The organism is Myxosarcina sp. GI1(2024) (genome assembly GCF_053543375.1).
This window is the reverse complement of the sequence record NZ_JBKGTY010000001.1, coordinates 1,725,987-1,752,084: the sequence shown is the minus strand read 5'-3', so window position 1 is coordinate 1,752,084 and position 26,098 is coordinate 1,725,987. Positions and strand designations below refer to the sequence as shown.

Below are 26,098 nucleotides of genomic sequence, written 5' to 3'. Positions count from 1 at the left end.
TCTGCCTTCTCCCCTTCCCTAGTGATAGTCCTCGATATCGACAATTAGGATATATTTGCCGTCTTCATCTTTTTCGAGTACTACAATTAAACGCCATTGTTGATTCAGACGTAACGACCTTTGATTTTTTTAACCTCGCTTACCTGAGAGTTTTTCAAATCTCAGACCTTTATTGGCATATAAATCTTGTTCGCTTTCGGCTGCTGCAATAATTGCCATAACTTCAAAGAAGTTATCTACAACCCCAGGATATTTGTGAGCATCTTTTTCCTCTGTATAAAGTAATTTTATTTTCTTTTTCTTAAATTCAAACCTCACATCTCACCTTCTATTAAATACAGAAGAGTCTTCCGCATTATAAACTGGTTGATTCAGTCTTGGGGTGAATCAACCAGTTTATAATTATTGTATACCTATTTCATACCCGATAACTATGAAGATTTAATAGAGTTACTTTCACAGGACTGTAGCGAAATATGTTTAACAATATCTACCGAAATAGAATTTATTTAACTGTATTTACTGAGAATATTAATTTTCTCAAGAATTACTGAGGCGTATCGCTCGACAGAGAAGCAAGAATAGTTGGTTGTTCTATCTGCCAACTTTATGACTTACCAGCAAAAAGCTCATCGAAGTTTCCATGCCTCTTGAAGCAATCAACCAAGAATCAGCAAGAGAAAAATCGATTCGTCACGGACATCCTTCTACGCTGCATTTGTGGTGGGCAAGACGACCTCTGGCTGCTTGTCGGGCGGTATTATTCGCTTCGTTGGTAGATGACCCATCAGCACATCCCGATAAGTTTCCGACAGAAGAGGAACAACAGGCTGAAAGACAACGATTACACGACTTAATCGGCAAAATTGAAACGGAAGAAGTAAGAGGGAAGTCCAAGCAGGTAGTACGGGGTTTGGTTTCTTGGGATGATATAAAAACCGATGAGAGTGGTACTTCTCCCGTCATTGAAGCAGCACAGAAAGAAATTGCTCGTTGTTTGGCATGGGATAGAGGGGACGAACCACCTACCAAACCAGAAGCAGTCAGAAAATATCTTCAAGAACATGCTCCGCCAGTTTACGACCCTTTTTGTGGTGGCGGTTCGATACCTTTAGAAGCTCAAAGATTGGGCATTGAGGCTCATGGCAGCGATTTGAATCCTGTGGCAGTGTTAATTACCAAGGCTTTGATAGAGATTCCGCCCAAATTCAAAGATAAACCACCAGTCAATCCAGAAGCACGAAAAACCAAAGACATCAATCAATGGCGGGGAGCGCAGGGACTAGCGGAAGATGTACGCTACTACGGTCAATGGATGCGAGATGAAGCAGAAAAACGTATCGGACATCTTTATCCCAAGGTTGAGTTACCCGACGAACATGGTGGTGGTGAAGCTACTGTAATTGCTTGGTTATGGGCGCGAACGGTTAAATGTCCTAATCCTGCTTGTGGTTGCCAAATGCCATTGGTGCGGTCGTTTCAGCTTTCTAAGAAAAAGGGTAAAGAGGCTTGGGTAGAACCAATTATTGATAAAAGTAAAAGTCTGCCAGTGATTAAGTTTGAAGTCAAAACTGGTAAGGGAAATCTTATTGATGGAACAACTAGCAGAAAAGGGGCTGTATGTCTTGCTTGTGCTACTCCTACCAATCTTGATTATGTTCGCAGTGAAGGAAAAGCGGGACGGATAGATGCTCAGTTGATGGCTATTGTGGCTGAAGGCGATAGGGGAAGAATTTATCTATCTCCCGATAATGAACATGAAAGAATTGCTGCGTCAGCAAAGCCAGAATGGAAACCTGAAACAGAACTTTCTACCCATCCTCAGTATATGGGTACTCCTCGCTATGGAATGACCAGACATTGCGACCTTTTTACTAATCGTCAATTGGTTGCTCTAAATACTTTCAGTGATTTGGTAAGTGAAGTCAAAGAGGCAATTAAAAAAGATGCAATCGCTAATGGAATAAAAGATGATGGTTTATCGCTAAGTTCAGAAGGAACAAGCGCAACTGCTTATAGTGATGCTGTAGCGACTTATTTGGGATTTGCTGTTGATAGGTTGTCTGATAGAAATTCTACTATTTGTTCTTGGGATGTTAGTAGAGATAGTACCCGTAATACTTTTGCACGGCAATCTATTTCTATGACCTGGGATTATGTAGAAACTAACCCGCTAAGTGATTCAACTGGTAATTTTGTTGGTGCATCAGACTGGGTTGTAAAAGTAATCGAACTTTCTTCTTGTAACTCAAAAGGTTTTGTTCGACAGGCAGATGCAACAAATATTTCTGGTAAAAACTTAAAGCCAATAATAGTCTCTACTGACCCACCATACTATGATGCTGTCCCTTATTCAGATTTATCTGACTTTTTCTATGTTTGGATGCGACGCTCGTTAAACAAAATTCATCCCGAACTATTTACTACTTTGGCTACTCCCAAAGAAGCAGAATTAGTAGCAGACCAACATCGTCATGGTAGTCGAGTAAAAGCACAAAAGTTCTTTGAAGATGGATTGGAAAAGGTTTTTACTCAAGTAAGAAAAACTGCTCATGATAGCTATCCTTTTTCTGTCTATTACGCTTTTAAACAAACTGAAAGCGAAGCAATACAAAACGGGACAAGCCACAATATTGCTTCAACTGGTTGGGAAACCATGCTCGAAGGCTTAATAAGGGCTGGGTTTTCGATTACTGGTACATTACCAATGCGGACAGAATTAGCCAATAGAATGAGAGGACATTCATCAAATGCTCTGGCTTCTTCCATAGTTTTAGTTTGTCGCGCTCGTCCAGATGATGCTCCATCAGCTACCCGCCGTCAATTTCTCAAACAACTCCAAAAAGAATTTCCCAACGATTTAGCAACCTTACAACAAGGCAATATCGCTCCTGTAGATTTAGCACAAGCCAGTATTGGCTTAGGAATGTCTGTATTTTCTCGCTACAGCAAGGTATTAGAAGCAGACGGTAATCCCATGCGCGTCCGTACCGCTTTGCAAATAATCAACTCCTATATCGATGAATTTCTCAATGAGCAGGAAGGAGAATTTGACCCTGATACCCGTTGGGCTTTGACTTGGTTTGAACAGTAACAGTTTGAAGAAGGACAGTATGGCGATGCCGAAACCCTCTCTAAAGCCAAAAATACAAGTATCAAAGGTTTAGAAGAAGCAGGCATTCTGCAAGCCAAAAACGGTAAAGTCAGACTGCTCAAACGAGAAGAATTATCCGAAACTTGGAATCCCGCAGACGATAACCGTATCCCTCAATGGGAAGCAACTCAGCAATTAATCCACACTCTCGATAAACAAGGAGAAACAGAGGCAGCTTCATTACTAGCTCGGTTAGGAGAAAAAGGTGAAGTCTGTCGAGATTTAGCCTATCAGTTGTATGTAATTTGCGATAGACACGGCTGGACAACTGAAGCAATCTCTTATAACAGTCTCGTTACTTCTTGGTCGGAAATCTCCCGTTTAGCGGCAATGGAGCAACGACAACCAAAATCAGTTCAGGGAAAACTTAATATTTAAACAAATATCTTAATTTGTTACCAAAGATTGGGAACTCTAAATTACATCACCGCTAGAGTTTTCCGCATGGCTATCACCAACAAAGAAAGAGTAGGCAGAGCATTAGATACCTTAAAAGAGGGCTTGTATCCATTTATAGAACGTGAGATGCGCTCGGTATACCGAGATAAATGGGTTTTGGCTGCTACTTCGAGTATTCCTGATAATTACAGCACCAAAAAAAAGGTAGACGAAATTCTTCAAGAAGATATCTCGGCTCTCTTCATTCTCATGTGTGATAAATGGCAGGATGTCTTCAAAAAAACTCTAGGACATAGCGACCGTTCTTTAGTTAGTGAATTACGAGAAACTCGCAATGATTGGGCGCACGGTCGTAATTTTTCTACTGACGATACTTATCGCGCTCTAGATAGTATCGCTAGACTACTTTCGGCTATTTCTTCGCCTCAAGCAGATGCTGTGGAAAAGCAAAAACAGGAACTACTGCGTCTGCGCTTTGAAGAACAAGCTCGTTGGGAAAAACGTAAAGCATCTAATATTGCTATTGAAAGCAATCCTCAAGGTGGTTTAAAGCCCTGGCGAGAAATTGTGACTCCTCACGACGATGTGGCTTCGGGACGCTTTCAACAAGCAGAATTCGCTGCGGATTTGTGGCAGGTTTACTTGGATGATAAAAACTGTGCCGATGAATATCGCGACCCTACAGAGTTTTTTCGTCGCACCTACCTTACAGAAGGACTTAAAAACCTGCTCGTTAATGCTTTGATACGTCTTAGTGGTAGAGGAGGTGACCCCGTAATCGAACTACAAACTAACTTTGGTGGTGGTAAAACCCACGCCATGCTAGCTCTCTATCATCTCTGCTTGGGTGTTTCCGCACAAGATTTACCTGGAAGCGAGGCTATCTTTACCGAATCGGGCATCGATAATCCTCCCCCAAATGTCAACACTGTAGTCATTGTCGGTCAAAAAATTTCTCCTGGGATTCCTCACGAGAAAAATGATGGCACAATAGTCAGAACTCTCTGGGGTGAAATCGCTTACCAATTAGGGGGAAAAGAAGGTTTTGAAATGGTCGCAGATGCAGACCGTACCTCTACCAATCCTGGGGATAAGCTCAAAGAACTATTCAATCGTTACGCACCCTGTCTAATTCTCATTGATGAATGGGTAGCTTATGCCCGTCAACTGCATGAAGTGAGCGATTTGCCTGCAGGCAGCTTCGATACTCATTTTACTTTTGTTCAAACTCTGAGTGAATCAGCTAAAAATGCCGACCAAACTTTACTAGTAGTCAGTATCCCCGCATCAGACATTGAAAAGGGCGGAGAAAGAGGTCATGAAGCCACAGAACGTCTTAAAAATGCTATTGGTAGGGTAGAATCTCCCTGGCGACCTGCTACCGCAGAAGAAAGCTTTCATATCGTTCGCCGTCGTCTCTTTAAAGATATTATCGACCCCACTTTATTTACCGCCCGCGATACAGTAATTCGTACTTTCAGCCAGATGTATCGCGACCAAAAAACGGAATTTCCCGCAGAATGTCGCGAAAAAGATTTTGAAAGACGAATGAAAGATGCTTATCCCATCCATCCCGAACTATTTGAACGACTTTACAGCGATTGGTCGAGTTTAGACAAGTTTCAACGTACTCGTGGGGTATTACGTTTGATGGCAAAGGTAATTAGCTACTTATGGCAAGAAAATGATAAAAACTTAATGATTTTACCTGCAAACGTACCGATGGCAGATTCCCAGGTACAGTCAGAATTAACCCGCTATTTGGAAGATAATTGGTTGCCCATAATTGACAAAGATGTAGATGGAACTAACTCCCTTCCCGTATATCTCGACGGACAAAATTCTAATTTAGGACGCTATTCGGCTTGTCGTCGTGTAACTAGAACTATTTATATGGGTTCTGCACCACTGCAAAAAGCCGCCAACAAGGGTGTAGATATTCGTCGGATTAAATTAGGTTGTACTCAACCAGGAGAGAATGTAGCAACCTTTGGCGATGCCTTACGCCGACTCACTAACCAGGCAACCTATTTCTATGTTGATAACAGCGAGAGATACTGGATTGATACTCAACCTAATGTAACCCGCACCGCTATTGACCGTGCTACCCAGGTTAGAGAAGACCAAACCTGGGATGAAATCATTAAAAGACTTAAAAAAGAGAGAGCAACAGGTGATTTTGCTGGAATACACATCGCTCCTAGTTCTTCATCCGATATATCCGACGAAGAAACAATGGGAGTTAGATTAGTTTTGCTTCACCCCAATCTTACTCATAGTACAAAAGCTCAAAACAGTGAAGCATTAGTTGAAGCTAAACAGATACTGGAACAAAAAGATACTGCTCCTCGCTACTGCAAAAATCTTCTGGTTTTTCTCGCCCCAGACCAAAACAAAAAAGAAAATTTATTTCAGTGGGTAAATCAATATTTAGCTTGGGAATCAATTGTCGAAGACAAAGAGGTTCTCAATTTAAATCCTTTTCAAAATAAACAAGCAGCAGCCAAGCTAAACGATGCCGACAACACTGTTAAAATGTTGCTGCAAGATGCTTATCAGTGGCTACTCGTTCCAGACCAACCCGAACCTACGGGAGAAGTTGAATGGGAAGAATATAGACTTCAGGGCAGAGATTCTTCAGTCTTACAGGCTAGTCGTAAATTAGTTCATGAGGAACATTTAATTCTTACTTATGCCGCATCTCTGCTGGCAAATCAGATTCTCGATAAGTACATTTGGAAAAATAGCAATCATATCAATTTAAAAACACTCTGGAAATATTTCACCAACTATCTCTATTTACCCAGACTTAAAAACGAACAGGTTTTAATTGAAGCTATATCTGAAGGAGTAGGTAATCTTCTATGGCAGGAAAACTTTGCTTATGCGACTGGAGGTTATGACGAAAGTAAGCAGAAATATATCGGTCTAGAAGTTGGTGAGCGAATTATTCCTACTATGGGTAGTTCATCTTTATTAGTTAAACCCGACGTGGCACAACAACAAATAGCAATAGAACAAACTCCTCCTTCACCACCGCCAATTATTAAACCACCTATCGTTGACCCTCCTATTATTGACCCACCAATAATAAATTCACCTGCGCCAAAGAAAAAACATCGTTTCTACGGTTCGGTAGAGTTAGACTCAGAACGTTTGAATCGAGATGCTTCGCAGATTGCTGACGAAGTATTACAACATTTAACCAGTTTGGTAGGTGCTAATGTGAAAGTTACTTTAGAAATTGAAGCTAGAGTAGAAAATGGAATACCAGATAATGTTATTCGCACGGTAAATGAAAACTGCCGCACTCTAAAGTTTAAATCCCAGGAATTTGAGGAAGAATAGGCAATAGAGACATGCTAAATAACCATCGCTCTTTATGAGATTGAAAATCAAAAAATCTTAAGATACGAGCAAAATTATTTACGCTGTATTTTTTAATCACTAATATCGATAACCACCCCCGCCTTCTTTGTAAATAAAAACTTGGCGGGATTTTTTTGCATAAGAATTTTGGCTTTGTATTTAACGTTTTTCTTATGGAGATAAAAAGGCTGATTGTGTATCACTGCATAGCCCCCCTGGGGGTGCAGTACAAAACAACTGAAAAAACAAAAACTACAACTAGACATTTATTTTTTACAGGGTTGGTCTTCGGGCTGACCCTTTTTTTGAGTTTATTCACTTAAATCAAAGGAGAACAACATTATGAAAACTCAGACTTGATCATCCGTATCTGTAATCACGCTTCAATTCTCTAGCTTTAGTAATCCTCACGCAGAGAGAGAAATAGAAGGGTGAGCGAAAAAAGATGTGGAGAAGGAGAGATTTGTTAGCGTGCGTTTCACAATAACATAGGTAAGACCTAATTAAACCTTCGACTCCTTACAACAGAAAATGAATAACTTCCAGTCAATTCTGTCCCAAATAAATGAAACACTTTTTTCATTACCAGACTGGAATAATTTGTCCGAGTTTGTCACGGAATTTCATGATATCTGGCTAAAATTGGGAAATTTTGTGCAACAAAAATTAGTACAAGCACGTATTGAAGAAAAAGAACAATTATACTCTACCCCAAGAACAAAATGGTCGAAAAGGTACTATACACCATTAGGTGAAATAAGCGTTAAACGCAGAGTTTATCAAACAGGTGATGGTCTCAGGGCAAAAGTCGATCGAGAATTAGGATTACCCCAAGATAAATGGCTACCAATAGTCTTAGAATTAGCTTGTGCCTTGGGAGTTAGTAGTGAATTCCCCAATTCTCATCGTCTTTTTCAAAGATGGACTCATTTGGAATTAACGGAAAAAAGCCTAGCCAATCAAGTTGAACATACTGGTAATATTCTACAAAGACAAGAATTTGATTTCAACCATTTTCATCTTTTTGGTCGCGATCCCGTACAATGTTGTTAGCATGTTAGCGTAATTATTGCCATAACCTTGGTGTTTTTTACATTTAATAGTGGTCAAAAATAAACAACAACAGCAATTAGATTTAGCCGAGAGGATCGCACAAGTACAAGGTTTGATTGATGAAATCAATCGAGAGATTGAAAATATTCAAGCTAACTTTCCCGTTGCCAAACTGACTAGCTCTATTATTCGTTTTCGAGCTAAAGGAAAGGGTGGAGCTTATTAGTATTATAAGTGGCAATCGACCCAACCGATATTTGTGACCAAAAAGGGCAATTCTTCTCGTTACAAATATATTGGCAAAGCAGGTAGCTCGGCTTTTTTAGAAGCTGTCGAAATGTATCGTAATCGGCTCTCTATTTCGGCTTTAGAACAAGTGCGACATACATTGGAATTGGGTCGAGAAGATTTATTGGAAGAAGCCAGTAGAATTAGTGAGCGTACTTAAAATTAGGGTAGGGGTTTGGTTATCGTATTATTTACGCTAATATGGTTTTCTTTCCCCACATCTTTTTTTCGTTCACCCCATCAGGGAGATAAGTTTTGAGATAATCTAGATAGAATTGGGGCAACATTTTCTTGAATAATTGTCTGTTTAATTTATCAGACAATTATTTTTCCTGATTTTTAAATCGACCCTTCATCTTGCTCAAGATGATTTAAGTATTTGCCTGGTTCTCTGTAACTCTTTGTATTTATACGTACTTCCTAGACTCATATTTTGGGAAGGTGACTAAACGCGCTTTCTCTCTTGCTGTCTCTAGTTTTTAGCGGTTGTCTCCCCGTCAGATCTTTACCCATAGTTGCATTGAGGCGATTGATAGTTTCCATTACCCTTTGCTGCTCGCCGCTCTAAGGATAGAGAGAAAATGCTAGTTTAAGAATCAGCCTTGGCTAGAAAATTTCAAGCTTTGAGGGTCAAGAGCGACTGGTCATTCAGCAACTCCCTCCATTTAGAGGTGCCCCATAGTTGACCCACTGTGGTCTACCGATAACAATCTCGTGTTTCTCGAAGGCGCGACGGACTCGCAGACGATATTCTCTTCCCACTAGCCATTGTTGGAGTGGAGCAGTGACCAGCCAAACTCGAATTAGCATTCCCGAATGAGAAAGGTCATCTATGCCCAAAATTTTGGGAGGAGAAGGGATTTTATCTTGCCACTCGGGACTCTCATACATTTCTCGCGCTACTTCCTCTAGAACCTGTAAAACTTTATCGGGATCGTTCTCGTAGGCGACTTCGATAGTAAAATCGACTCGCGACCACAGACGGGTTAAATTTCTGACTTCGGCGATCGCACTATTGGGAATTGTAATGAGTTGTCCTTCAGGATTGCGTAGTTGAGTAATGCGGAGGTTAAAGCCTTCGACAAAGCCATCCATCCCGTTAATAATGATGACATCTCCTACTGCAAAGCGATCTTCCAACAAGATTAGAGAACCATTGACCACATCTTTAACTAGATTTTGCGTCCCAAAGGAAAGAGCCAAACCAATTACCGCACCACCTGCCAGAATCGAACCGGTAGAGATATTAAACAAGGTTAGAGTCAGCACTACACCTACTCCAATCAAAATAGAAGCAGTAAATCCTTCTAAGGCAGTGGTAATAGTTGTCAAACGCAGCGATTTACGCTGTGATTCGCCAAAGCTCAAGTAAGAGTTAGTTTTCCAAACATCTATCGAGCGATGGATGGAAGTTTTAGCCACCTGAAGTGAGAGACCGACTAGAAACCAAATCACCAGTAATTTTAATGGTTGGGATAAAATGGCTTGGCTATAGCGCATTAATAGGGGAAAACGGGTGGTGATCGAGTAGATGCTTAAATACCAACCGATAATAACTAGCCATATTAACAACCACCGCAACAATTTGTAGATTCTCATCCGAGCGGATCTGCTCTTTTGTCGCTGGGATACATTCTCAAAAATATCCCTGTCGCGAGCGCTTTCTGACCAACCAGTCTCTAAGTTGGGAACTGCTGCCGGTCCGGAATTTTCTGTGGAGTTATCTTGCAGTGTAGTCTGCATCTTTGCCGTTGCCGATTTTGAGGCTTCAATTCCCGCATCGTATTTTAACTGTAGCTTGCCAAGCCGACGACCGAGTATCCAATAAATTAATCCTAAAATACTACTAAAAACTAATATCCCCACCAAAATAGCGACTGCTTGCCAGAAGCGACGGCGAACTACTCGAGGTGGAAGTCAAATATTCAATTCGCTCGATTTCTTCACTAATGCTCTTTTGCCAGTTAATGGCGATCTGCTCGGCAGTTTGACTGTAAAATTTAACATCTGACTGAGTCACTGTGGCAATAGTTAGGGAAAGCGAACTCTTGAAAGTCTTGACTTGAACTACCGGACGTTCTCTTAATGTAGAAACGAATACTTTTGCTGAGAATGAGTCTAGTTTCTCAGCCGATTGAGGAGCTAATATTTTAGTTACTTGGGTACGTAGATCTCCTTTAATTTTATTGACTGCAAGCCGCAGCATAGCTTGAATATTTTTGGCTCTCAGTTCTACAGCAAGGCGTTCGCCTTCGAAACTACTGCGATCGATTACAGTAGGAGAGGCAATTTGGAAGAGTTTGTGTCGATCGAGAGCCGACTTGACCCAAGTTACCTCAAGATTGCCGTAGCGCGTTACTTCTAAAGGAGGTAGATTAGTGCTGTCGATTTGATTATTCAGCGAAATCTGTCCTAAAACTTGAGTATGCCAGCCAATTATCAGCCAGCAGACCAGTAAACTAGTTAAACCTAGCGGGACTTTGACAAAAAACTGGGTTCAAAAAGGGGTGAAAGCCTCACCAGACGGCGATTTTACCTCGTCGAGGTAAAATCGCCTGAAACCCAGATATATTAAGAATTTAGCTGTTTTGAGGTTAAATAATTGATATATCAGGCTTTCACCCCTTTTTGAACCCAGTTTTTTGTCAAAGTCCCGCTAGGCGAATGACAGACCTAAATTTCAGCAACATTTGGTAGTGCCTCAAGAAAATATGAAAATAGTCCGTAGCAGAGGACAAGAGGACAGAAAGCAAGCTGGTTAATAAATTGAGTAAAATTGTCTCCAAAAAGATGAAAGACTATTATCAATAAGTTTAATTTGGTGAGAACGGGATATGAGATAGCATCATCAACAAGGATAAATAAAAAAGTTATGGTAGGCAAATCCATAGCCCAAGCCAGTTCTAATCAAGTTTTGATGAATTATCCCTATTACATTACCCTTTGTCGAGCTAGCTTGTCTAAGTTTTCTTCTCGAACAAATTTAGCAGTAGATACTTTGGGGTTTCCTTTCTTTAGTCACTCTACTAAAGCTTCGGTATCTGATGACCGAGGATTAATTGAAATGTTGTCAGATAACATTGATTACTTTAAATCTAAACCTGTCAACATTCCCAAGATTACGATTCTACTTGACAATGGATATCATCCGCCAAAACTGATTTAGGAATTGAAGCAAATTTATCCTCAAATCATGACCAAGATTAGGTTTGAGTTGTCACCCAAACCTTCAAAAGCTCAGAAGCAACAGGCAAGAAAAACGGGCTTTGTTCTAGTTAGAGCCAGATGGGTAATTGAAAGAACCAACTCCTGGATTGAGAGATGTAAAAGTTTGGTCAAGAATTTTGAACGAACTCTGGAGAATGCCACCACCAAGATTAACCTTTGTTTTGTCAGACTGATGCTCAAAAGATTAGTTGCTTCTTAGATAGATCTCAAATGGGTTCTATAATAGAACTGCACCGCAAGTATGACTTAGAAGTCAAGATGTGTTCTGCCTTTTGGTACGATACGCCGAGAGATAAGCCTGACGGCATGGCTTCGCTACGCAGGAGTAGATTAAAGCTGGAGCGAGAATTGATTCTTAGATTTTTTCCCCCGTTTAACAAAGAGACATGGAGGCGATGGGGTCAACCGTTTGGCAAGATCTAAATACTCAGTGAAGTTTTCAATCTTTGAACCAGGTTTGCCGTAGAGCATCCCGCTCCCAATTGGCTAAGTTGGCCTCTGCTTCATAAGTGCTTTGAAGAAAAGATAGCAATAATTGGTCTGGATTTTCAGCCTCGCGCACTGAGTCATAGGGTAGGATAAATTCTCCTAATTCTTCGTGGAAAAAGGCAGCTTCGGGCTGAACGGCAGCTTGACTAAATCCATCAAGAGTGGGGTAAGCATACGAGTAATAAGCGGGATAGCCCAACCCCTCACCCGGCCAGAATCCAGCACTGCTCACCTCATGAGAATAAGCTTCTTTGGCAACAGCATCGGGCAGGTTGGGGACACCACCAGGATGTTCGGGAGCAGTTCGTCCCGAAAAGCGCGTAACTGCTAGGTCGAAACTCCCCCAGAAAAAATGTACGGGGCTGACCTTGCCGTTAAAATAAGAGCGAAATTCACGAAAGATGCGTTCGCTTTGCAGCAGTATCCGCCAAAACCGATTGGCATATTCTGCATCGTAGGCATGGTGAGTTTCGTCTTTCTTGAAAGAAATTGGCTCGGTAACTTCGTTAGGCATGGTATCGATCGCGACCGTCAGTTCCAAGCTAGTTAGAGCATCCATTACCGCTTGATAAAAGTTCGCTACCGAACGTGGTTGCAGTTGAATTGTCTGTATCTGACCGTCGTTAGTAGAAATTCTGAGTTGATGGTCTATAAAGTCAAAGTCTATTTGAAAAACGCGGCTGCCGTAAGGAATAGTAGAGGTAGTTAGTCCTCGTGCGGTCAGATATAAGGGTACATGCCAGGAATGATTGATCCAGGGAGTCTGCACTAAGCGAATTTTTCCCACGATCTGAGTCCACATATGCAAAGTGCTGTAAGTGTCTTGCCAAGCATCGAGACTTAGTTCTGGCCAGTAATTAGACATTGATTCAAAATTTTAAAATCAGTCAAAGTGCAAACAAACAACAAATAACAATTATTTTAGAACTATCTATACAGATTGGTGCGAGCGGTAAAATGATGGGCGACCGCCTACCAAAAGTCGAAAGAAACTTAAATCATTTAGCGTCAAAGATATGAATTCAGTTTTTGAGATGTTTATTTAGCCCAACTCGTGAATTAGCCGTTAGCTTGCCATGGTGTCGATGTTCATTAATTATTTGAGCGGTGAGAGCGATCACACCTCATAACTATTCTTTCATCCGATAATTAATCTGGATAAACAACAAACCTACATTAATCTCTAAGATCGGGTCTTTTATCAGTCCATCAAAGCCAAACTAGCTACTTGCTAGCAATAAGTGTGGCTGGAGCGATAATTATTCGTTCCAGTTTGATGGCTAAACTTTGCTCAAACAGCGCGAGCGCTTCTCAGATACTGTTTTGTAAGGACTACCTGTTCTCGAGAGACTGATTGAGATTCCAGGCCGCACTAATCAGTGCTAAGTGAGTAAAGGCTTGAGGAAAATTGCCCAATGCTTCACCGCTAGGTCCGGTTTCCTCAGCATACAGTCCCAGATGATTGGCATAGCTAAGCATTTCCTCAAACAGGATGCGAGCTCGTGAGAGTTGTTCGGGAGCAGTTCTTCCGGCGCGAGTCAGTGCTTCTACCAACCAAAAGCTGCAGAGATTGAATGTGCCTTCACGTCCAGACAAACCATCTTGGGAAGTCTGGGGGTCGTAACGATAGACTAAGCTACTGGAAACTAACCCTCCTCGTTCCGGTGCTCGTGCTATGGCAGCAATCGTTTTTAACATCCGCGGATCTTTGGGAGACATGAAAAAGACCAAAGGCATAATTAAGGTACTCGCATCGAGAGCCTCACTGCCGTACGACTGTACGAAAGCCTGCCGTTCCTCACTCCATCCTCTAGCTATGAGCTCCTCGTAAATTTGGTCTCGAACCTGCAGCCAGTGCTGGCGTTCGGCCGGAAAAGAGCGTTTCCTAGCAAGGCGCAGCCCCCGGTCGAGTGCTACCCAACACATTAGCTTAGAATAGACAAAATGCCGAACTCCCCCTCGCATCTCCCAAATCCCTTCGTCAGGGCGCTGCCAGTTATCACATACCCAAGCTAGAAGCCGCTGTAGCTGCCGCCATAAATCGTAGGAAATTGGCGTACCGTGTTTATTGTATAAGTACACCGAGTCCAAGAGTTCCCCGTAGATGTCTAACTGAAGCTGATTCACGGCACCATTGCCAATACGAACGGGGGCAGAACCGCGATAGCCTTCTAGATGCCCTAAAATCTCTTCTTCGAGCTCCTGTTCCCCATTAATACCATAAACGGTCTGCAAAGGTCCATTTGGCTTTAACTCATAGCAACGTCCTTCGAGCCAATTCATGAACTGACCCGCTTCTTCAGTAAAGCCAATGCGTAGCAAGCCGTATAGCGTAAAAGCCGCATCCCGAATCCAAGTATAGCGATAATCCCAGTTACGTTCCCCACCCAATTCTTCCGGTAGACCACAGGTTGGCGCTGCGATAATTGCTCCTGTTGGTTCATAGGTTAATAGCTTTAAAGCCAAAGCGGAACGCTCCACCATTTCCCGGCAGCGTCCTTTGTAGAGACACCGTGAAAGCCAACTTCGCCAATAGTCAATCGTCCCTTCGAATAATTCTTGAGTTCGTTCACAACTGAGGAAAACTTTCCATTCTTTTCGATTTGACTCCACTTCGCCAAATCCAAAGATCGCAGTCTGTCCTTGCTCTAGGGTAAACTCTGCCCAGGCTCCACGTTGATTTTCTTGTAGGGGCACATCGGTGACTAAGCCCAGATTGAGTCTGTCAGAGCTAAAGATTGCTCCCTTCTCAGTTAAAGTCGTTTGACACTTATCCCGGGCATAATTGAAGGCCGGATAGCATTCCAAGCGAAATTTCATGCTACAGCGAATCACTTTCACTTGTCGTACTAGCCAGCGATAGCCTGGTTCGTCCTGAGATAGATTGACCGGCATAAAATCAATGATTTCACCGAAGCCACAAGCCGCTAAAAAGCGAGTAACCAGAACATTGGTTTCTGGCCAGTAAAACTGTTTGTGAGTGACTCGCTCGAGGCAAGGATAAATTCGAAAGTGCCCCCCTTTCTCGCTATCGAGAATCGCCGCCAAGACGCTGGGAGAGTCGTGTCTGGGATAACAAAACCAGTCAATTGAACCATTCAGCCCAATCAAGGCAGTGGTATGCATGTTACCAATAATGCCGTAGTTTTCAATTGGCTGATAAGTTTTCATCTAATCTAAATTTATAATCTAAATTTATTATATGTAGTATATTTATTTAAATTCGATCTCAGTACCCAAAGCCGCTTGGAACGCCAGTTTTGGAAAATTGTATCTAGTCAGTTTTTCTGGCTCGTACATCGGGCATTAATCCTACACCAATCAGTAGTAAAGTAATAGCGATGGGATTAAAGAAAAACCAAATTAGCTTGATTCCCAAAGGAGCCGGATTGGCAACAATTGGATTTTCGGGTCTCGTTAGTGCAGCGAAACTCACGACCAGATTGACCACCGAAAAAACTACGGCGCTCCAAGCAGCCGGCTTACGAAAGTAGTTAAACACAATTGCACCAGCGAGCACCAGTTGAACGATGCCTAACAGATAAACCCACAGAGGGGCGGTGAAAGGAAGTGTCTTATAGAAAACATTTTGGTAAGGTCCCACCCAACTTTGAACGAACAGGAGCTTAGAAAGACCCCAAAAACCAACTGCTAAACCAGCGGCCAGACGGATAGCGATAAAGGCAGATTGCATAATCGCTCCTCATGAACTCTGACTTCAGCCTAAAACCAAATGGTCAGTACCATATCGCTTTTGTTACTTAAAATTACCTCGAACCAATCTAGCTTTAAGATTCTTAATCTGAACTATTCGAATTTCAGTCCGCCTTAACCAAATTACTGGGGACGATCTTAAGTCAAGTTAGAGTCATTACTCATCAGCAATTCTCATTTTGAAACCTGAACGAAAGAAAATACAGAATGAAAAATGAGAAACAGGAACTTGTGCGCGAAAAATTTTTGCGCACAAAGCGAAGAGTTAATTAATTGTGAGCCAAAGTAAGCTTAGAAGCAGCCATCATTTCCGAGGAAGTTCATTTTGAGCCATGAAAAAGCCGAGTAATACTTGGAACGACTACCTATTACTCTGTAGAGCTATAAAGGGCGCGAATTGGTTCTGGTTCAACAGTCGCGAAATTTAGCTAGAATTAACCCTGTCAGTTGCTTTTCCCTCCCTCAGCATAAACTCCCACAAAGTCTGCCAACTCTCAAACCATAAATATCTGGTTAGTGCCCGAACATCATTGAAGAAAGTTTGGCGAGTAACTAACATCGAGCGAACGGCACGATAAGTGATGTGGACTAAATCCCAACTGGTGTGGAAGAGATAAGCTAACCAATTAAGGCAGAATAGAAGTTCCGCCTGGTGGTTTTCACCGTGACCCAAGTTGTGTTCGAGATGATAGCCTTTAGTTTTGAGAATATTATTCCCTTCATTTTCGAGCTTCGAGCGCGCACGAGCAGCAGTGACAATCTCGATCGCATTCTGTCGCTCGATTTCATGGCAAGTAGCAAAGGCATTGTAATACAAGGTTTTCTCGTCGCTGGTATCTGTAACCGTTACCTCACACCAGTTTACGTCCAGGGCTGGTTGGGTAGCTCTGAGGGGAATTTTATTCACAAAGCGGTAGTAGTAAGACAAACATTTTCGTCCTCGAATCTCCAACTGGGTTAGAGTTTTCACCTCCCCGACTCGTTCGAGGTAATCCACCCACTCATAAAGTTCTGAATGAGATGTACGCTTACAGACAAAGATAAAATGATAACCATGAGCCAAAGCCGTTTCACAGATGGGTTGATTGCAGTAGAGGTCATCCCCAAGTAAAGTTACAGGGAGGTCTTCTGGGTCGCGGGGATGAGCAGCAATCCAACGCTTAGCGGCAGCGTTCTCCCAGTCTTGTTTATCATGACCATCTTGGGAAGTGATGAATTCTGGTTCTAAACTGATGAGCTGTGGTCGTCCTGGAGCCACCAGTACCGGAGTAACCGCAGCATGAAAATAGGTAGTACTGCCGTTTTTATGAGTCCGATGGCAACAATGACAACAGTGAATCTTCTTGGAGGAGAAATATTCAGTTCCATCAAGTGTCAGCAAAAATCCTCCACCGAAGCAACGATAGGGCGATAGGTTCCCTGTCTTGGACAAACCATTATAGACTGAGCGAAAAACGCCAAATACCGTCGAAGCTGGCACCAAATTGAGCAGGGTGCGAATCTGAGGATCACAGGGGATGTTCTCGATGCCAAACAAACTCTGGGCATTATTTTTCCCTTTCTGACTTTTCATCAAACGTTGATGGTCTAAAAAAGAAGGAGATTGCATAAAAAATACAGAAAATGCACTTAAGTGAGCTTCTTCAACCGTATATTTAGTATTATTGCTTGGTTTTCGTTCCTCGGGAAGATTATTTAACTCGGCACTCAGCATCGATAGTAATTCAGGCATTCCTATTGCTAGACCCATGTTGCTACTCTGTGAGAATTTAATGCCTTTTACTTTAATCTAATTCACCCGAATCTTAATCAGAGTGGTTTTTGTTAGCGAAAGTTATTTGCTAACAAACGTTCATTTCTCATCTATTTTTCTCTGGGAATTTTTAAAATGAGAATTGCTGATTCCGGTTGGTTCACTGGCTGAATTGACTAATGGTGAGGAACTAGAAGCTCGTATTGTTGCTCTGGCTCGACAAGGATTCCACGACGATGAGGTAGCTGCACAACTTACTACGGAGGGCTTTCGTTCCCCAATGGGATTGACTCTCTTCCCCTCAACCGTCAAACGTATTCGTCTTGAGCATCGTATCTTTCAACAACGAAGCCAATCTCATCCTCGTCACATTGAAGGTTATCTCACTGTGTCTCAACTTGCTCAGAGGTTAAACTTCTCGAAGCATTGGTTTTACGATCGCATTCATAACGGCACGATCGCGATCGCCCGTGATGAGAAAACCCAACTTTATCTATTTCCCGATGAACCCAATACCCTGACTCAATTACAGCGACTTCAAGCTGGTCACATCAAACACTTGCGTTTTTCATAGGAGTATCAAGATGTCTAATCGAAGCATTATCTTGATATCCAATTCGATTACTCGTTTTTGGATACCGTTGCTCTGGGAGCGCAGGTTATGGAACAGTTTTTTCTGGGCATCATGCGTCGAACGTCCTGTTCTAAATCCATAACTCTGAGCATGGAATATTGCTTCATGGGCTGGTTATAAGGCATATTTAGCGAGACATTGCCAAGCTCTGTCACTAATTGTCGGGACTTTTAGAATGCGTTTTGTTCCATCCTTTTTGGGAATGGGGATTTGGCGCAACCCTTTATGTTTCCATGCATTAGCTTTTAACCTTAGTTGTTCTTCGAGTTCCAACCTTTCCTTGAAAGTCAGGGCTAGTTTTCCATCGACTCCAGCCGTTTTCTTGCCAGCGTTTAACTGTGTTACTTGACGGATAGCCAAGAATCTCGCTGCCTGAGAGCGCAGAATCAGTTTTTGCAGTGACCTTGCTTTTTGCATATCTCCTGCTCGAACCGCTTTGTACACGCGCTTTTGTAGGCGAAAGAGATTTACCTGTAATTTCTTCCAAGGTAAAAATTCCCAAGATTCACTACTATGTTTATTAGTGTGTCTAATCATGCTCTACTCAAGGCAAGTGTATTCTGAGTTCCTCAGCGAAGTTACTCGCTGTCCTACCCAAATCTAAGGGATTAATCCTCTCGTCTGGTCTACCGTAGATACGACCTATCTACAGACCCTAGATTCGTTTTTATTCGTTCCGTAATGATGATTTTTTTCGTTCCTTTAGGAGTCGCCAATTCAACCGCACTGAACCCCATACTCTTGCCGTTAGTCGGAGACAACTACGGCGGGATACATAACTCAGGCGATGTCGGATAACTTTGATTGCGTCCGCACTAGCATAGGTTGCTTTTCTAGGCTCTTTTTCTCCGTGGGAACTCCCCATTAGCGTCAGTGTCCTCTGCAATTGAGGTCTGATTACGCCCTAGTTTCCAGCTTCGATCTCCCGAATTCCGAGTCGGGTCATCGTGGACAGGTTAGGAGTCATCTGTGAGTTTCAGAGGAAGGACTTTCACCTTCATCATCAGAACAGTTGTCATCTAGGGAAATTCCTAGAAGCCTTAGTTTATATGGTTATTATCCACTTTCGCTAAGAACGAACCGCACGTTCCGTTGCTATACAAAGGCTGGATCAGCTGCCCATCAGCGCCTGGGCGAGCCCGATGAAGAACGGTATTCCAATGGCAAGCGCAATCGGTGTGCCAACGGCTGTGGACGCGCCGATGTAGGCGGAGGGATTGGCCTTGGGAATGCCGGCTCGTAAAGTGGGCGGTCCTGAGATGTCTGAACTGGAGGCGGCGATGACGGACAGAAGCACAACGCCGCCAGGGCTGAATCCCGTGGTGAAGTGGGCGACCATGCCGAAACCGAAGCCAATGAACCCATGCAGCAGCGGTGCCACCACGGCATATACGGCGTACCACTGGGCTACCTTGCGCAGCTCGCCGATCCTTGCCCAGGCCTCCATACCTAGGATCAGCATTAGGATCGAAAGCAGACCGCGGAAGAGGGGATTGTAGAAGCTCTCATAGACACTTTCTGGCTGGGTTAGTATGCCTAGAGCGAGACCGAGTAGCAGTGCCGATAGGGCAGAGCCCTGGAGGCTTTCCTTCACGATGGGCCATATCTCAACCCGCTTGCTTGCGGTACCGCTCGGCTGGCTGGGATATCCGCCTGCGGTAATGCGCTGCTGGCTGCGGTACTCATGCCGGCTGGTGGGATAGTTCGGCTGGCTGGGATACTCGCCTGCGGTACCGCTCGGCTGGCTGGGATATCCGCCTGCGGTAATGCGCTGCCCGCTGGGATACCCACCTGCGGTAACGCGCTGCCCGCTGGGATACTCCTGCTTGCTGAGAGACTCCTGCTTGCTGAGAGACTTTTGCTTGCCCGTATAAATGCTGGCCAAGACGATCGCAGTCACAAGCGCTGGGATGTCCATGAAGGGATAGAGTGCGCCGGCCCAGGGCTCGTATTGCATACCTTCCGATTCCAGCATCGTTATGCCGGCGGCGAGGGTAGAGCCACTCACGGCACCAAATAAGCCCCCGGTCGCAATGGCATCTACGGTTCTGATGCCCGGCAGCCTAGCCAACGTGTTGCGCGCGATTAACACGACAAGGATCCCGATTACCGCAGCGAACACCGCGGGCAACAGCATCTCCGCCAGATTGGCGTTGCGGATCGCAATGCCGCCGCTCAGACCAACTTTAATGAGCAGCATGAAGACGATGAACTTATAGATCGCATCTGGAATTTGCAGTCGGCTATTGAGGGCGGCGACGACCATACCACCAATCAGAAAGCCGAGTGTCGGGGACTGCAACTTATCCACGAAGCGCGTCAAGAAATCGGATAAGAAATCCATTAATATAATACCTCCTCCGCTTCCTCTAACGAGGAGCGATTATTGTGATAAGTGAGCTTAAAAAGTAAGGGTAAAGTGCTTCACCCCTACAGCACAGGTGTTACGCGAGAACCTGTTGACAGGTGTGTTCAGAGATGGCTGCTCTCCGAACGGGGCTGGAAGGTGATAGCTGTCCCGCATCACTCTCCATATATCTCGATCTATCAAGAGCTAAATTTCTATACACTTAAGTCTATCTTAAAATGCACAGATTTTTGCCCTCCCCAACATGGATTTGAATCGCAATGTCAAATTCAAATCATAAGTTTTTCTTTTGTTTGGCGATCCCCGCATCTGGTAAATTAATGTGAATTGCGATCGCTCTCCCTGGGCAACAATCCCATCAAAGACATCTCCCCCCTAGCTAACTTGCATGAACTCGAAGAACTTTTACGGTTCAATACCTCAGTAGCTGATATTGCGCCGCTCAAAAATCTCGCACAACTTACCTGGCTAAACCTTTACAACACCCCGGTCGCAGAAACGACCGGCTTGGCTAGATTGAGCCAGCTGCCTTGTGCAACCAGAGAGTGTCTGTCTCTTCTCGCCGACCCATTCCATCGACCTATCCGAAACCCGTGCAGATGTTGCCTTAGTCAACCCGTCTCTGTGATGGGTCGCACCATGGTCGCCTTGAGGTCCAATTACGATGTCTCAAGGAAAATACTTCGCCCTACTATGAGTCGTATCAATCCAGTTGCAATGCGGGTGACTCTGTTGGTGGGGTCGGCTCTAAGGGGGGACTGTAACGAGCGGCGTTAATCCAAATTGCTGAAAGCAGTAAACCAACACCGCAACCGATCAAGAAGATCCAACCGTGGGAGGGTTCTAAAACACAGAGCAAGCGGCGATTACTGCCATATACCTGCACGACCCACCCCTCATCCGTATCCAACTTTGGCTGTGACTGCCTCGATTCAAACTTATTCATAGACATAAAGGTATAGTACAAGCAAACATCATATTTTTAAGTTTATGCAATGCCTGGCTAACAAGCAGCATTTTTTATAAAATATTGCTTCAAACTTGCCGAATCTTTTGATAAGCGAAACTTATAAATTGAACCTGCTCGGCTATACCGCACCTGATTCCTATTAGCCTTCGTTGATTCGGGCGGTTGCGGAGGAATCAGCCGGCGGCTTATACTACTCACGGTTCGCTCATTTAGAAAATCACTAGAGAAATAAAGAAGCTAGAATCAAGTGAAGATAGGGGGTTGAGAGAGGTAATTTCTCTTGAGCTATCAGGTTAAAGATACAAAGTCAGCCCTGAAAAAGCAGCTCACAACCTGACTGCCTGACACATCTTAGGAAAAGTCAATTGGAATAACATTTGATTTCCTGAATACGACTGAACCAGATAGCATCATATTGGTGTTTCTTAGCTTTTAGAGAAGCAAAACAAGGTTGAACATCTTGAGATAACAAAGCACTAGGAAAGAACAAATCGCGACCTTTATGCAAAACGCCCTTGAGCCATCGCCAACCAATTTTGAGATAGCTTAGGCCTCTTTTCCAGTGAGGGTCTACCTGAGTTCTAAGTCCTTTTAATTGAAGCGTTATACCATGACAAGTGGCAAAAAGAAGAGCCAGTGCGACAATTAAATATAGACGTTCTAAAGCTTTAGCATGGCGGATTTTCGAGTCTTCCAACTGAAATACTCCTGATTGAGAATCTAAAAATAATTCTTCAACACGGAAACGCAGTCCGTATTGCCAAAGAGTCTGTAAGGATGGATTTTCATCGGTAATCATAGCCCAAGGCTCTTTGACTCCTTTAACGTTTGCCAGGACAACGTTGCAACGGTATTTACCATCGAGCCATAAACCAACGTCATGACACAGAACTGCTTGAGCTTTTGGCGGACAGAGATACTTTAATTCAATTGGATGCTTTCTGACTCCGTGTAGAATGACATCGCAGGGTAATCGCAGACAGTAATGCCACTTACTATCTTGCAGCCAATTGACTAATTCATGATTAGCGAAACCACGGTCAGCTAAGAGCATGATATTGGAATAATCAGATAGTAATTTTGCGGCTAATCTCAACATTAGTTTGTATTCGGTAAAAGCGACTGTCGAACTTTTGTGTTCTAATACTTTCCACAAGAATGGTCTTGCCCTTCCACCGCAAACAATTGAAAGGTGAATGATGCAAAACCGATTCCAGAGCATAGTTGTGTCTAGTGCTAAATAAAGGCGTTGAGAATGCCAGTTTTTGATTGCTCCCAGAACTAACGGGACATACAAGCTTCTAACTCGAATTCGCTGATTACTGACAAATCTTTGCCACTTTCTTTCAAAACTTTGGGCTTTTCTAGCACGACTGGGGATGTAGCATTCCCATTCGCTCAAGCAGATTTTACCGCTATGGATTAAACCGATAATCATCCACACTAAGGCTTTTAAATGCCGTAGATCGCGATAGTTACTATGTTGACTTAGCAATCTGAACAGTTGATTATAAAGTGGGGTAGAGGTAGACATGGAATACAAAGCTTAAAAACATCTATTTTTAGCTAACCATGAATTCTCTCCCTTTTCTTTTCAGTTACCGTATATCAGTACTTTTAGTTACTTGTGTCAGGCAGTCAGGCTCACAACTTTTCTGCGGTAGGACGAGAAGTACTACGTTTAGGTAATCCAGGATAAAGTCCCGAAAGAGATTGCTGTGTCACCGCTAATTGGCGACGTACCACAAATTCCATTAAGGTGAAAAGCGTTAAAGCGATCGTGAGCAAAAACATCAACCCTCGAATCCGCTCTTCATCCTGAAAATAGATTGCTAAAGCGGGAAGATGACCCCGTTTAAAACGATGAAAACCTCTTTCAGGCTGACATTGTTCACGATAAGAGTTCACTGCTGGCTGCAAACTAAGGCGTTCTGTGTGAGCGTTGGTGACATATAATCGCCAGCCAGCAATCGATTGTTGATGAGCCATCGCTGGTTCACAACGTTGGTAAGTCAGAGACAAAGTTGTTTGACGAACACGACGATAGGGTCGATTTTATTTCCTTAGCAATTTTTGATTTAAGCGAACGATGAGATATTAATATTTTACGCGATGCCCCAGACACACCCGTATGGCAGCGTAATTATTACGAACACGACTTGGCAATTTTGGTTATCAATTAACGAGAAATAGTCATTGCAGCTTAAATCACCAGGGCTGTAAGCCTTATTTTTTGGTAATTGGTCATTGAATTTTGCCAAGTCGTGTACGAACATATTATCCGCAATCGCTCTGCTTTAGAAAAAATTCGGCAATATACCATCAATAATCCCCTATCTTGGCAAACAGACCAGTTGCATCCTAAGTTGATTTTAAATCCGTGAGAATTAACCAAGGGTCAGTATAACCATCATCCCATCGAGCTAGAAGAGTACAATCAATCGGATTGCTTTTAAAGCAAGTCACTTGTCCAGACCAACTCTGGTCAGTATCAGTTACAACTGTTGATAGAGGATGCCATAAAGATAAATTTTGTCGTCGATATTGACCCTAGTGATTAATTCGTAAAAACGGATGCCAACCTAATTCCACAATCTGTTCGTACAGCCAAAGAGCAGACAATCCTCTATCAGCACTAACAATTACCTTCCAATCTGTCGGCACAACATTGTTGAGAGATTAAAACAGTTCTTTCCAATACGGTTTCCAACTACCTGTTTCTGTCCCTTTAACTATTTTCCAAGCTACGGGAATGGCACTACCTCGATCTAACCCTCTCCTAAGAAACAAAATCAGTCACAGAGGGTGAGACGGACTGAGGAGTCAAATCAAAGCCGAGAGAGTGAGATTTTTTGGTCAGGTTTTGAACGAGTCGCTCTTGATATTTTTGTTCGTAATAATCAACTCCTGGATCGACATAAGCCTCACCTCTGGTCCAAAGATAATAGAAAAGCCGTGCTATTGTCTTGGTGCGCGTTCCCATGCTGGGGAAACCCCAGGGGGGTCGCACCGCTTTATGTGCTGTAGCTGTAAGTGCTTGAGGAGTACCCAAACGGGTTCGCAGACGACGAGAGAATGCACCCAAAGCAGAACGACTATTTTTGAGAGCTTGAGCTGCCATTCGGAAGGCATTAGCTGCTCGATTAACGACACAACGAGTCTGAGAACTTTTAATCTTACCTCCAGTTATACGAGAAGCAGGACATAAACCCAACCAAGAACAAAAATGTTTGACAGAAGCAAAGCGAGTCGGGTCAAGCCCAACTTCAGAAAGAATTGTCTGTACCGTCAAAACCCCAAGCCCATCAATTCGAGTGAAATCAACACCACTAATACGATAGAGATGAGTTGTCAAGTCAAAATTAGGTTGATTCCCTTGAGGTTTATGGCGTCGATTTTTAGCGGGAAGAATGGGTGAAGTTTCGACATCAATTTGATTAGCAAACTAAGCTAGACATTGCTCAATTTTTCGGTCGCATTCAGCGATCGCTTTTTGATAGACTTCATAAAGTTGTAATTCCTGTTGCAGCACAAAAATGTGTTCGACACGGTAATCTCCAGTTAAGGCTTGAGCTATCTCTGAGACACTACTCTTGATGCGGGGATTTTTCAAAGCAGTAAGACTTGGGGGTTTCTTTCTCCAGCCACAATAGCACGAATAATTGCTATGCCAGTGATGCCAGTAATATCACTAATCACCCGATGCAGTTGCAGATTCATTTGCCTAAGAGCTTTCTGCATTCGTTGAACGTGAGTACTGGCACTTTTAATTAGCCTATCTCGTTGACGAATATAACTACGCAGAACGCAGATTTGGTCATCGGGTCGAAATGAACCAGATAACAGACCATAACTGTGTAATTGCTGTAACCATTGACAGTCAAGTACATCACTGTTACGTCCAGGGACGGTTTTGACATGATGGGCATTGACTAACTTGACTTCCAAACCTTGAGTTTCCAGAATTTGCAATAGAGGAATCCAGTACACTCCCGTTGATTCCATTGCTACTGTCTTGACTTGGCACTCTTTTAACCAATTGGCTAAAGCATACAAATCACTAGTAATTCTCCTAAACGGGATAGCCCAATTGTGGCTTCACCAATTTCATTCCCTTAAACATCTAGAACCACGCTTCTGTGCGGGCGCAATCGCACCAATGAGGGTTCGGTCTTAACTGTCAGGCGACCACCATTAATATTAAGGGGTTTTCTCCTCTGTGACTGATTTTGTTTCTTTTATTCATTATGAGCAATCGCCGCTCATGGAACGCTTCTGTCAGACTCCGAAAACTAGAGCAATTTCTAAGTTCTGTGACCATTATCTACTATCTATGCGCTCGCGGAGTTGTTTCTGAATAGAAATTTTTTTAGGCGGGCGGATGACGAAAATTTGACTACAAATGGCTCAATGAATTGATATTGTTTCCCTTGAAAACCTTTTCCTAATATGAAATATCGGAAAGTGACATAAGAGGGTTACTGCGCTTTTCAGTTGAATAGAACACAACCGATCTACTTTTTTCCTCTGACTCCTGTCTCAGATCGAGATATGGTCTACCCAAACGAAAACTGCTGTTATCGCCCACTTGACGTTAGGCACTTTTTCAAATTACTAAATTGTCTCCAACAGCTGTTGCCGAAAAAAATGTTCTGAATTTGTAATTTTGTTATACGCTT

General features: G+C 43.1%; 15 protein-coding genes and 7 pseudogenes. 9 read left to right on the top strand and 13 right to left on the bottom strand.

The features are described 5' to 3' along the window. Nucleotides 1-18 precede the first annotated feature (18 nt). A pseudogene (locus ACLFKQ_RS08365) lies at nucleotides 19-318 on the bottom strand (type II toxin-antitoxin system RelE/ParE family toxin). Between the two features lie 325 nt (nucleotides 319-643). Between ACLFKQ_RS08365 and ACLFKQ_RS08360 the strand changes: the two are divergent. The 5 genes and pseudogenes from ACLFKQ_RS08360 (at nucleotide 644) to ACLFKQ_RS08340 (ending at nucleotide 8,423) form a co-directional block, all read left to right on the top strand. Continuing rightward, a pseudogene (locus ACLFKQ_RS08360) lies at nucleotides 644-3,532 on the top strand (DUF1156 domain-containing protein). Nucleotides 3,533-3,598: 66 nt separating this feature from the next. Beyond that, nucleotides 3,599-6,901 (top strand): Swt1 family HEPN domain-containing protein, encoded by a 3,303-nt coding sequence (locus tag ACLFKQ_RS08355; RefSeq protein WP_448999328.1) that lies wholly within the window; start codon nucleotides 3,599-3,601, stop codon nucleotides 6,899-6,901. A 552-nt stretch (nucleotides 6,902-7,453) separates the two neighbouring features. Continuing rightward, a pseudogene (locus tag ACLFKQ_RS08350) lies at nucleotides 7,454-7,960 on the top strand (ISKra4-like element ISPle2 family transposase); the annotation flags it as partial. A gap of 64 nt (nucleotides 7,961-8,024) precedes the next feature. Then, nucleotides 8,025-8,201, top strand: a complete 177-nt coding sequence (locus tag ACLFKQ_RS08345) for a hypothetical protein (RefSeq protein ID WP_448999327.1) — start codon at nucleotides 8,025-8,027, stop codon at nucleotides 8,199-8,201. Between the two features lie 33 nt (nucleotides 8,202-8,234). Next, complete coding sequence (locus ACLFKQ_RS08340) at nucleotides 8,235-8,423, top strand: hypothetical protein (RefSeq protein ID WP_448999326.1); 189 nt, start codon at nucleotides 8,235-8,237, stop codon at nucleotides 8,421-8,423. 488 nt (nucleotides 8,424-8,911) lie between these two features. On the opposite strand, the gene ACLFKQ_RS08335 is transcribed toward ACLFKQ_RS08340, so the two are convergent. Then, complete coding sequence (locus ACLFKQ_RS08335) at nucleotides 8,912-10,129, bottom strand: mechanosensitive ion channel family protein (protein ID WP_448999325.1); 1,218 nt, start codon at nucleotides 10,127-10,129, stop codon at nucleotides 8,912-8,914. Beyond that, a complete protein-coding gene (locus tag ACLFKQ_RS08330; RefSeq protein ID WP_448999324.1) occupies nucleotides 10,110-10,469 on the bottom strand; it encodes a hypothetical protein in 360 nt (119 codons plus the stop codon). The genes ACLFKQ_RS08335 and ACLFKQ_RS08330 overlap by 20 nt, the downstream gene beginning before the upstream one ends. 711 nt (nucleotides 10,470-11,180) lie before the next feature. Between ACLFKQ_RS08330 and ACLFKQ_RS08325 the strand changes: the two are divergent. Both ACLFKQ_RS08325 and ACLFKQ_RS08320 read left to right on the top strand, forming a co-directional pair. After that, nucleotides 11,181-11,690, top strand: a pseudogene (locus tag ACLFKQ_RS08325) (transposase). 11 nt (nucleotides 11,691-11,701) lie between these two features. After that, nucleotides 11,702-11,914, top strand: coding sequence for a hypothetical protein (locus ACLFKQ_RS08320; RefSeq protein WP_448999323.1), 213 nt, complete (start codon nucleotides 11,702-11,704; stop codon nucleotides 11,912-11,914). Nucleotides 11,915-11,930: 16 nt separating this feature from the next. Here the strand turns inward: ACLFKQ_RS08320 and ACLFKQ_RS08315 are convergent, their stop codons facing one another. The 4 genes from ACLFKQ_RS08315 to ACLFKQ_RS08300 form a co-directional block, all read right to left on the bottom strand. Continuing rightward, on the bottom strand, nucleotides 11,931-12,845 hold the full coding sequence (locus ACLFKQ_RS08315) for a DUF5996 family protein (RefSeq protein ID WP_448999322.1): 915 nt from the start codon (nucleotides 12,843-12,845) through the stop codon (nucleotides 11,931-11,933). Between the two features lie 467 nt (nucleotides 12,846-13,312). Continuing rightward, a complete protein-coding gene (locus ACLFKQ_RS08310) occupies nucleotides 13,313-15,151 on the bottom strand; it encodes a glycoside hydrolase family 15 protein (RefSeq protein WP_448998287.1) in 1,839 nt (612 codons plus the stop codon). A 103-nt stretch (nucleotides 15,152-15,254) separates the two neighbouring features. Then, nucleotides 15,255-15,674: a hypothetical protein gene (locus ACLFKQ_RS08305; RefSeq protein ID WP_448998286.1), complete on the bottom strand. Its 420-nt coding sequence runs from the start codon at nucleotides 15,672-15,674 to the stop codon at nucleotides 15,255-15,257. Nucleotides 15,675-16,118: 444 nt separating this feature from the next. Further along, nucleotides 16,119-17,444 carry an ISNCY family transposase gene (locus ACLFKQ_RS08300; protein ID WP_448998433.1) on the bottom strand — a complete coding sequence of 442 codons (1,326 nt, stop codon included), beginning with the start codon at nucleotides 17,442-17,444 and terminating at the stop codon, nucleotides 16,119-16,121. Nucleotides 17,445-17,589: 145 nt separating this feature from the next. Between ACLFKQ_RS08300 and ACLFKQ_RS08295 the strand changes: the two genes are divergently transcribed. Next, nucleotides 17,590-18,021 (top strand): hypothetical protein, encoded by a 432-nt coding sequence (locus ACLFKQ_RS08295; RefSeq protein WP_448999321.1) that lies wholly within the window; start codon nucleotides 17,590-17,592, stop codon nucleotides 18,019-18,021. A gap of 30 nt (nucleotides 18,022-18,051) precedes the next feature. On the opposite strand, the pseudogene ACLFKQ_RS08290 reads toward ACLFKQ_RS08295, so the two are convergent. Together ACLFKQ_RS08290 and ACLFKQ_RS08285 are read right to left on the bottom strand one after the other, a co-directional pair. Beyond that, nucleotides 18,052-18,618: pseudogene (locus tag ACLFKQ_RS08290) on the bottom strand (reverse transcriptase N-terminal domain-containing protein); the annotation flags it as partial. A 574-nt stretch (nucleotides 18,619-19,192) separates the two neighbouring features. Continuing rightward, complete coding sequence (locus ACLFKQ_RS08285) at nucleotides 19,193-20,425, bottom strand: sodium-dependent bicarbonate transport family permease (RefSeq protein WP_448999320.1); 1,233 nt, start codon at nucleotides 20,423-20,425, stop codon at nucleotides 19,193-19,195. A gap of 351 nt (nucleotides 20,426-20,776) precedes the next feature. Between ACLFKQ_RS08285 and ACLFKQ_RS08280 the strand changes: the two genes are divergently transcribed. Beyond that, nucleotides 20,777-21,226 carry a leucine-rich repeat domain-containing protein gene (locus ACLFKQ_RS08280; protein ID WP_448999319.1) on the top strand — a complete coding sequence of 150 codons (450 nt, stop codon included), beginning with the start codon at nucleotides 20,777-20,779 and terminating at the stop codon, nucleotides 21,224-21,226. Here the strand turns inward: ACLFKQ_RS08280 and ACLFKQ_RS08275 are convergent. The 4 genes and pseudogenes from ACLFKQ_RS08275 to ACLFKQ_RS08260 all read right to left on the bottom strand — a co-directional run. Beyond that, the gene (locus ACLFKQ_RS08275; RefSeq protein WP_448999318.1) at nucleotides 21,153-21,395 is read right to left on the bottom strand and encodes a hypothetical protein; all 243 of its coding nucleotides are present in this window, start codon (nucleotides 21,393-21,395) and stop codon (nucleotides 21,153-21,155) included. The two genes, ACLFKQ_RS08280 and ACLFKQ_RS08275, sit on opposite strands and share 74 nt — an antisense overlap. Before the next feature lie 385 nt (nucleotides 21,396-21,780). Continuing rightward, nucleotides 21,781-22,953: a transposase gene (locus ACLFKQ_RS08270; protein WP_448998177.1), complete on the bottom strand. Its 1,173-nt coding sequence runs from the start codon at nucleotides 22,951-22,953 to the stop codon at nucleotides 21,781-21,783. Between the two features lie 113 nt (nucleotides 22,954-23,066). After that, a pseudogene (locus ACLFKQ_RS08265) lies at nucleotides 23,067-23,474 on the bottom strand (IS1634 family transposase); the annotation flags it as partial. A 724-nt stretch (nucleotides 23,475-24,198) separates the two neighbouring features. After that, nucleotides 24,199-25,496: pseudogene (locus ACLFKQ_RS08260) on the bottom strand (IS110 family transposase); the annotation flags it as partial. Nucleotides 25,497-26,098 lie beyond the last annotated feature (602 nt).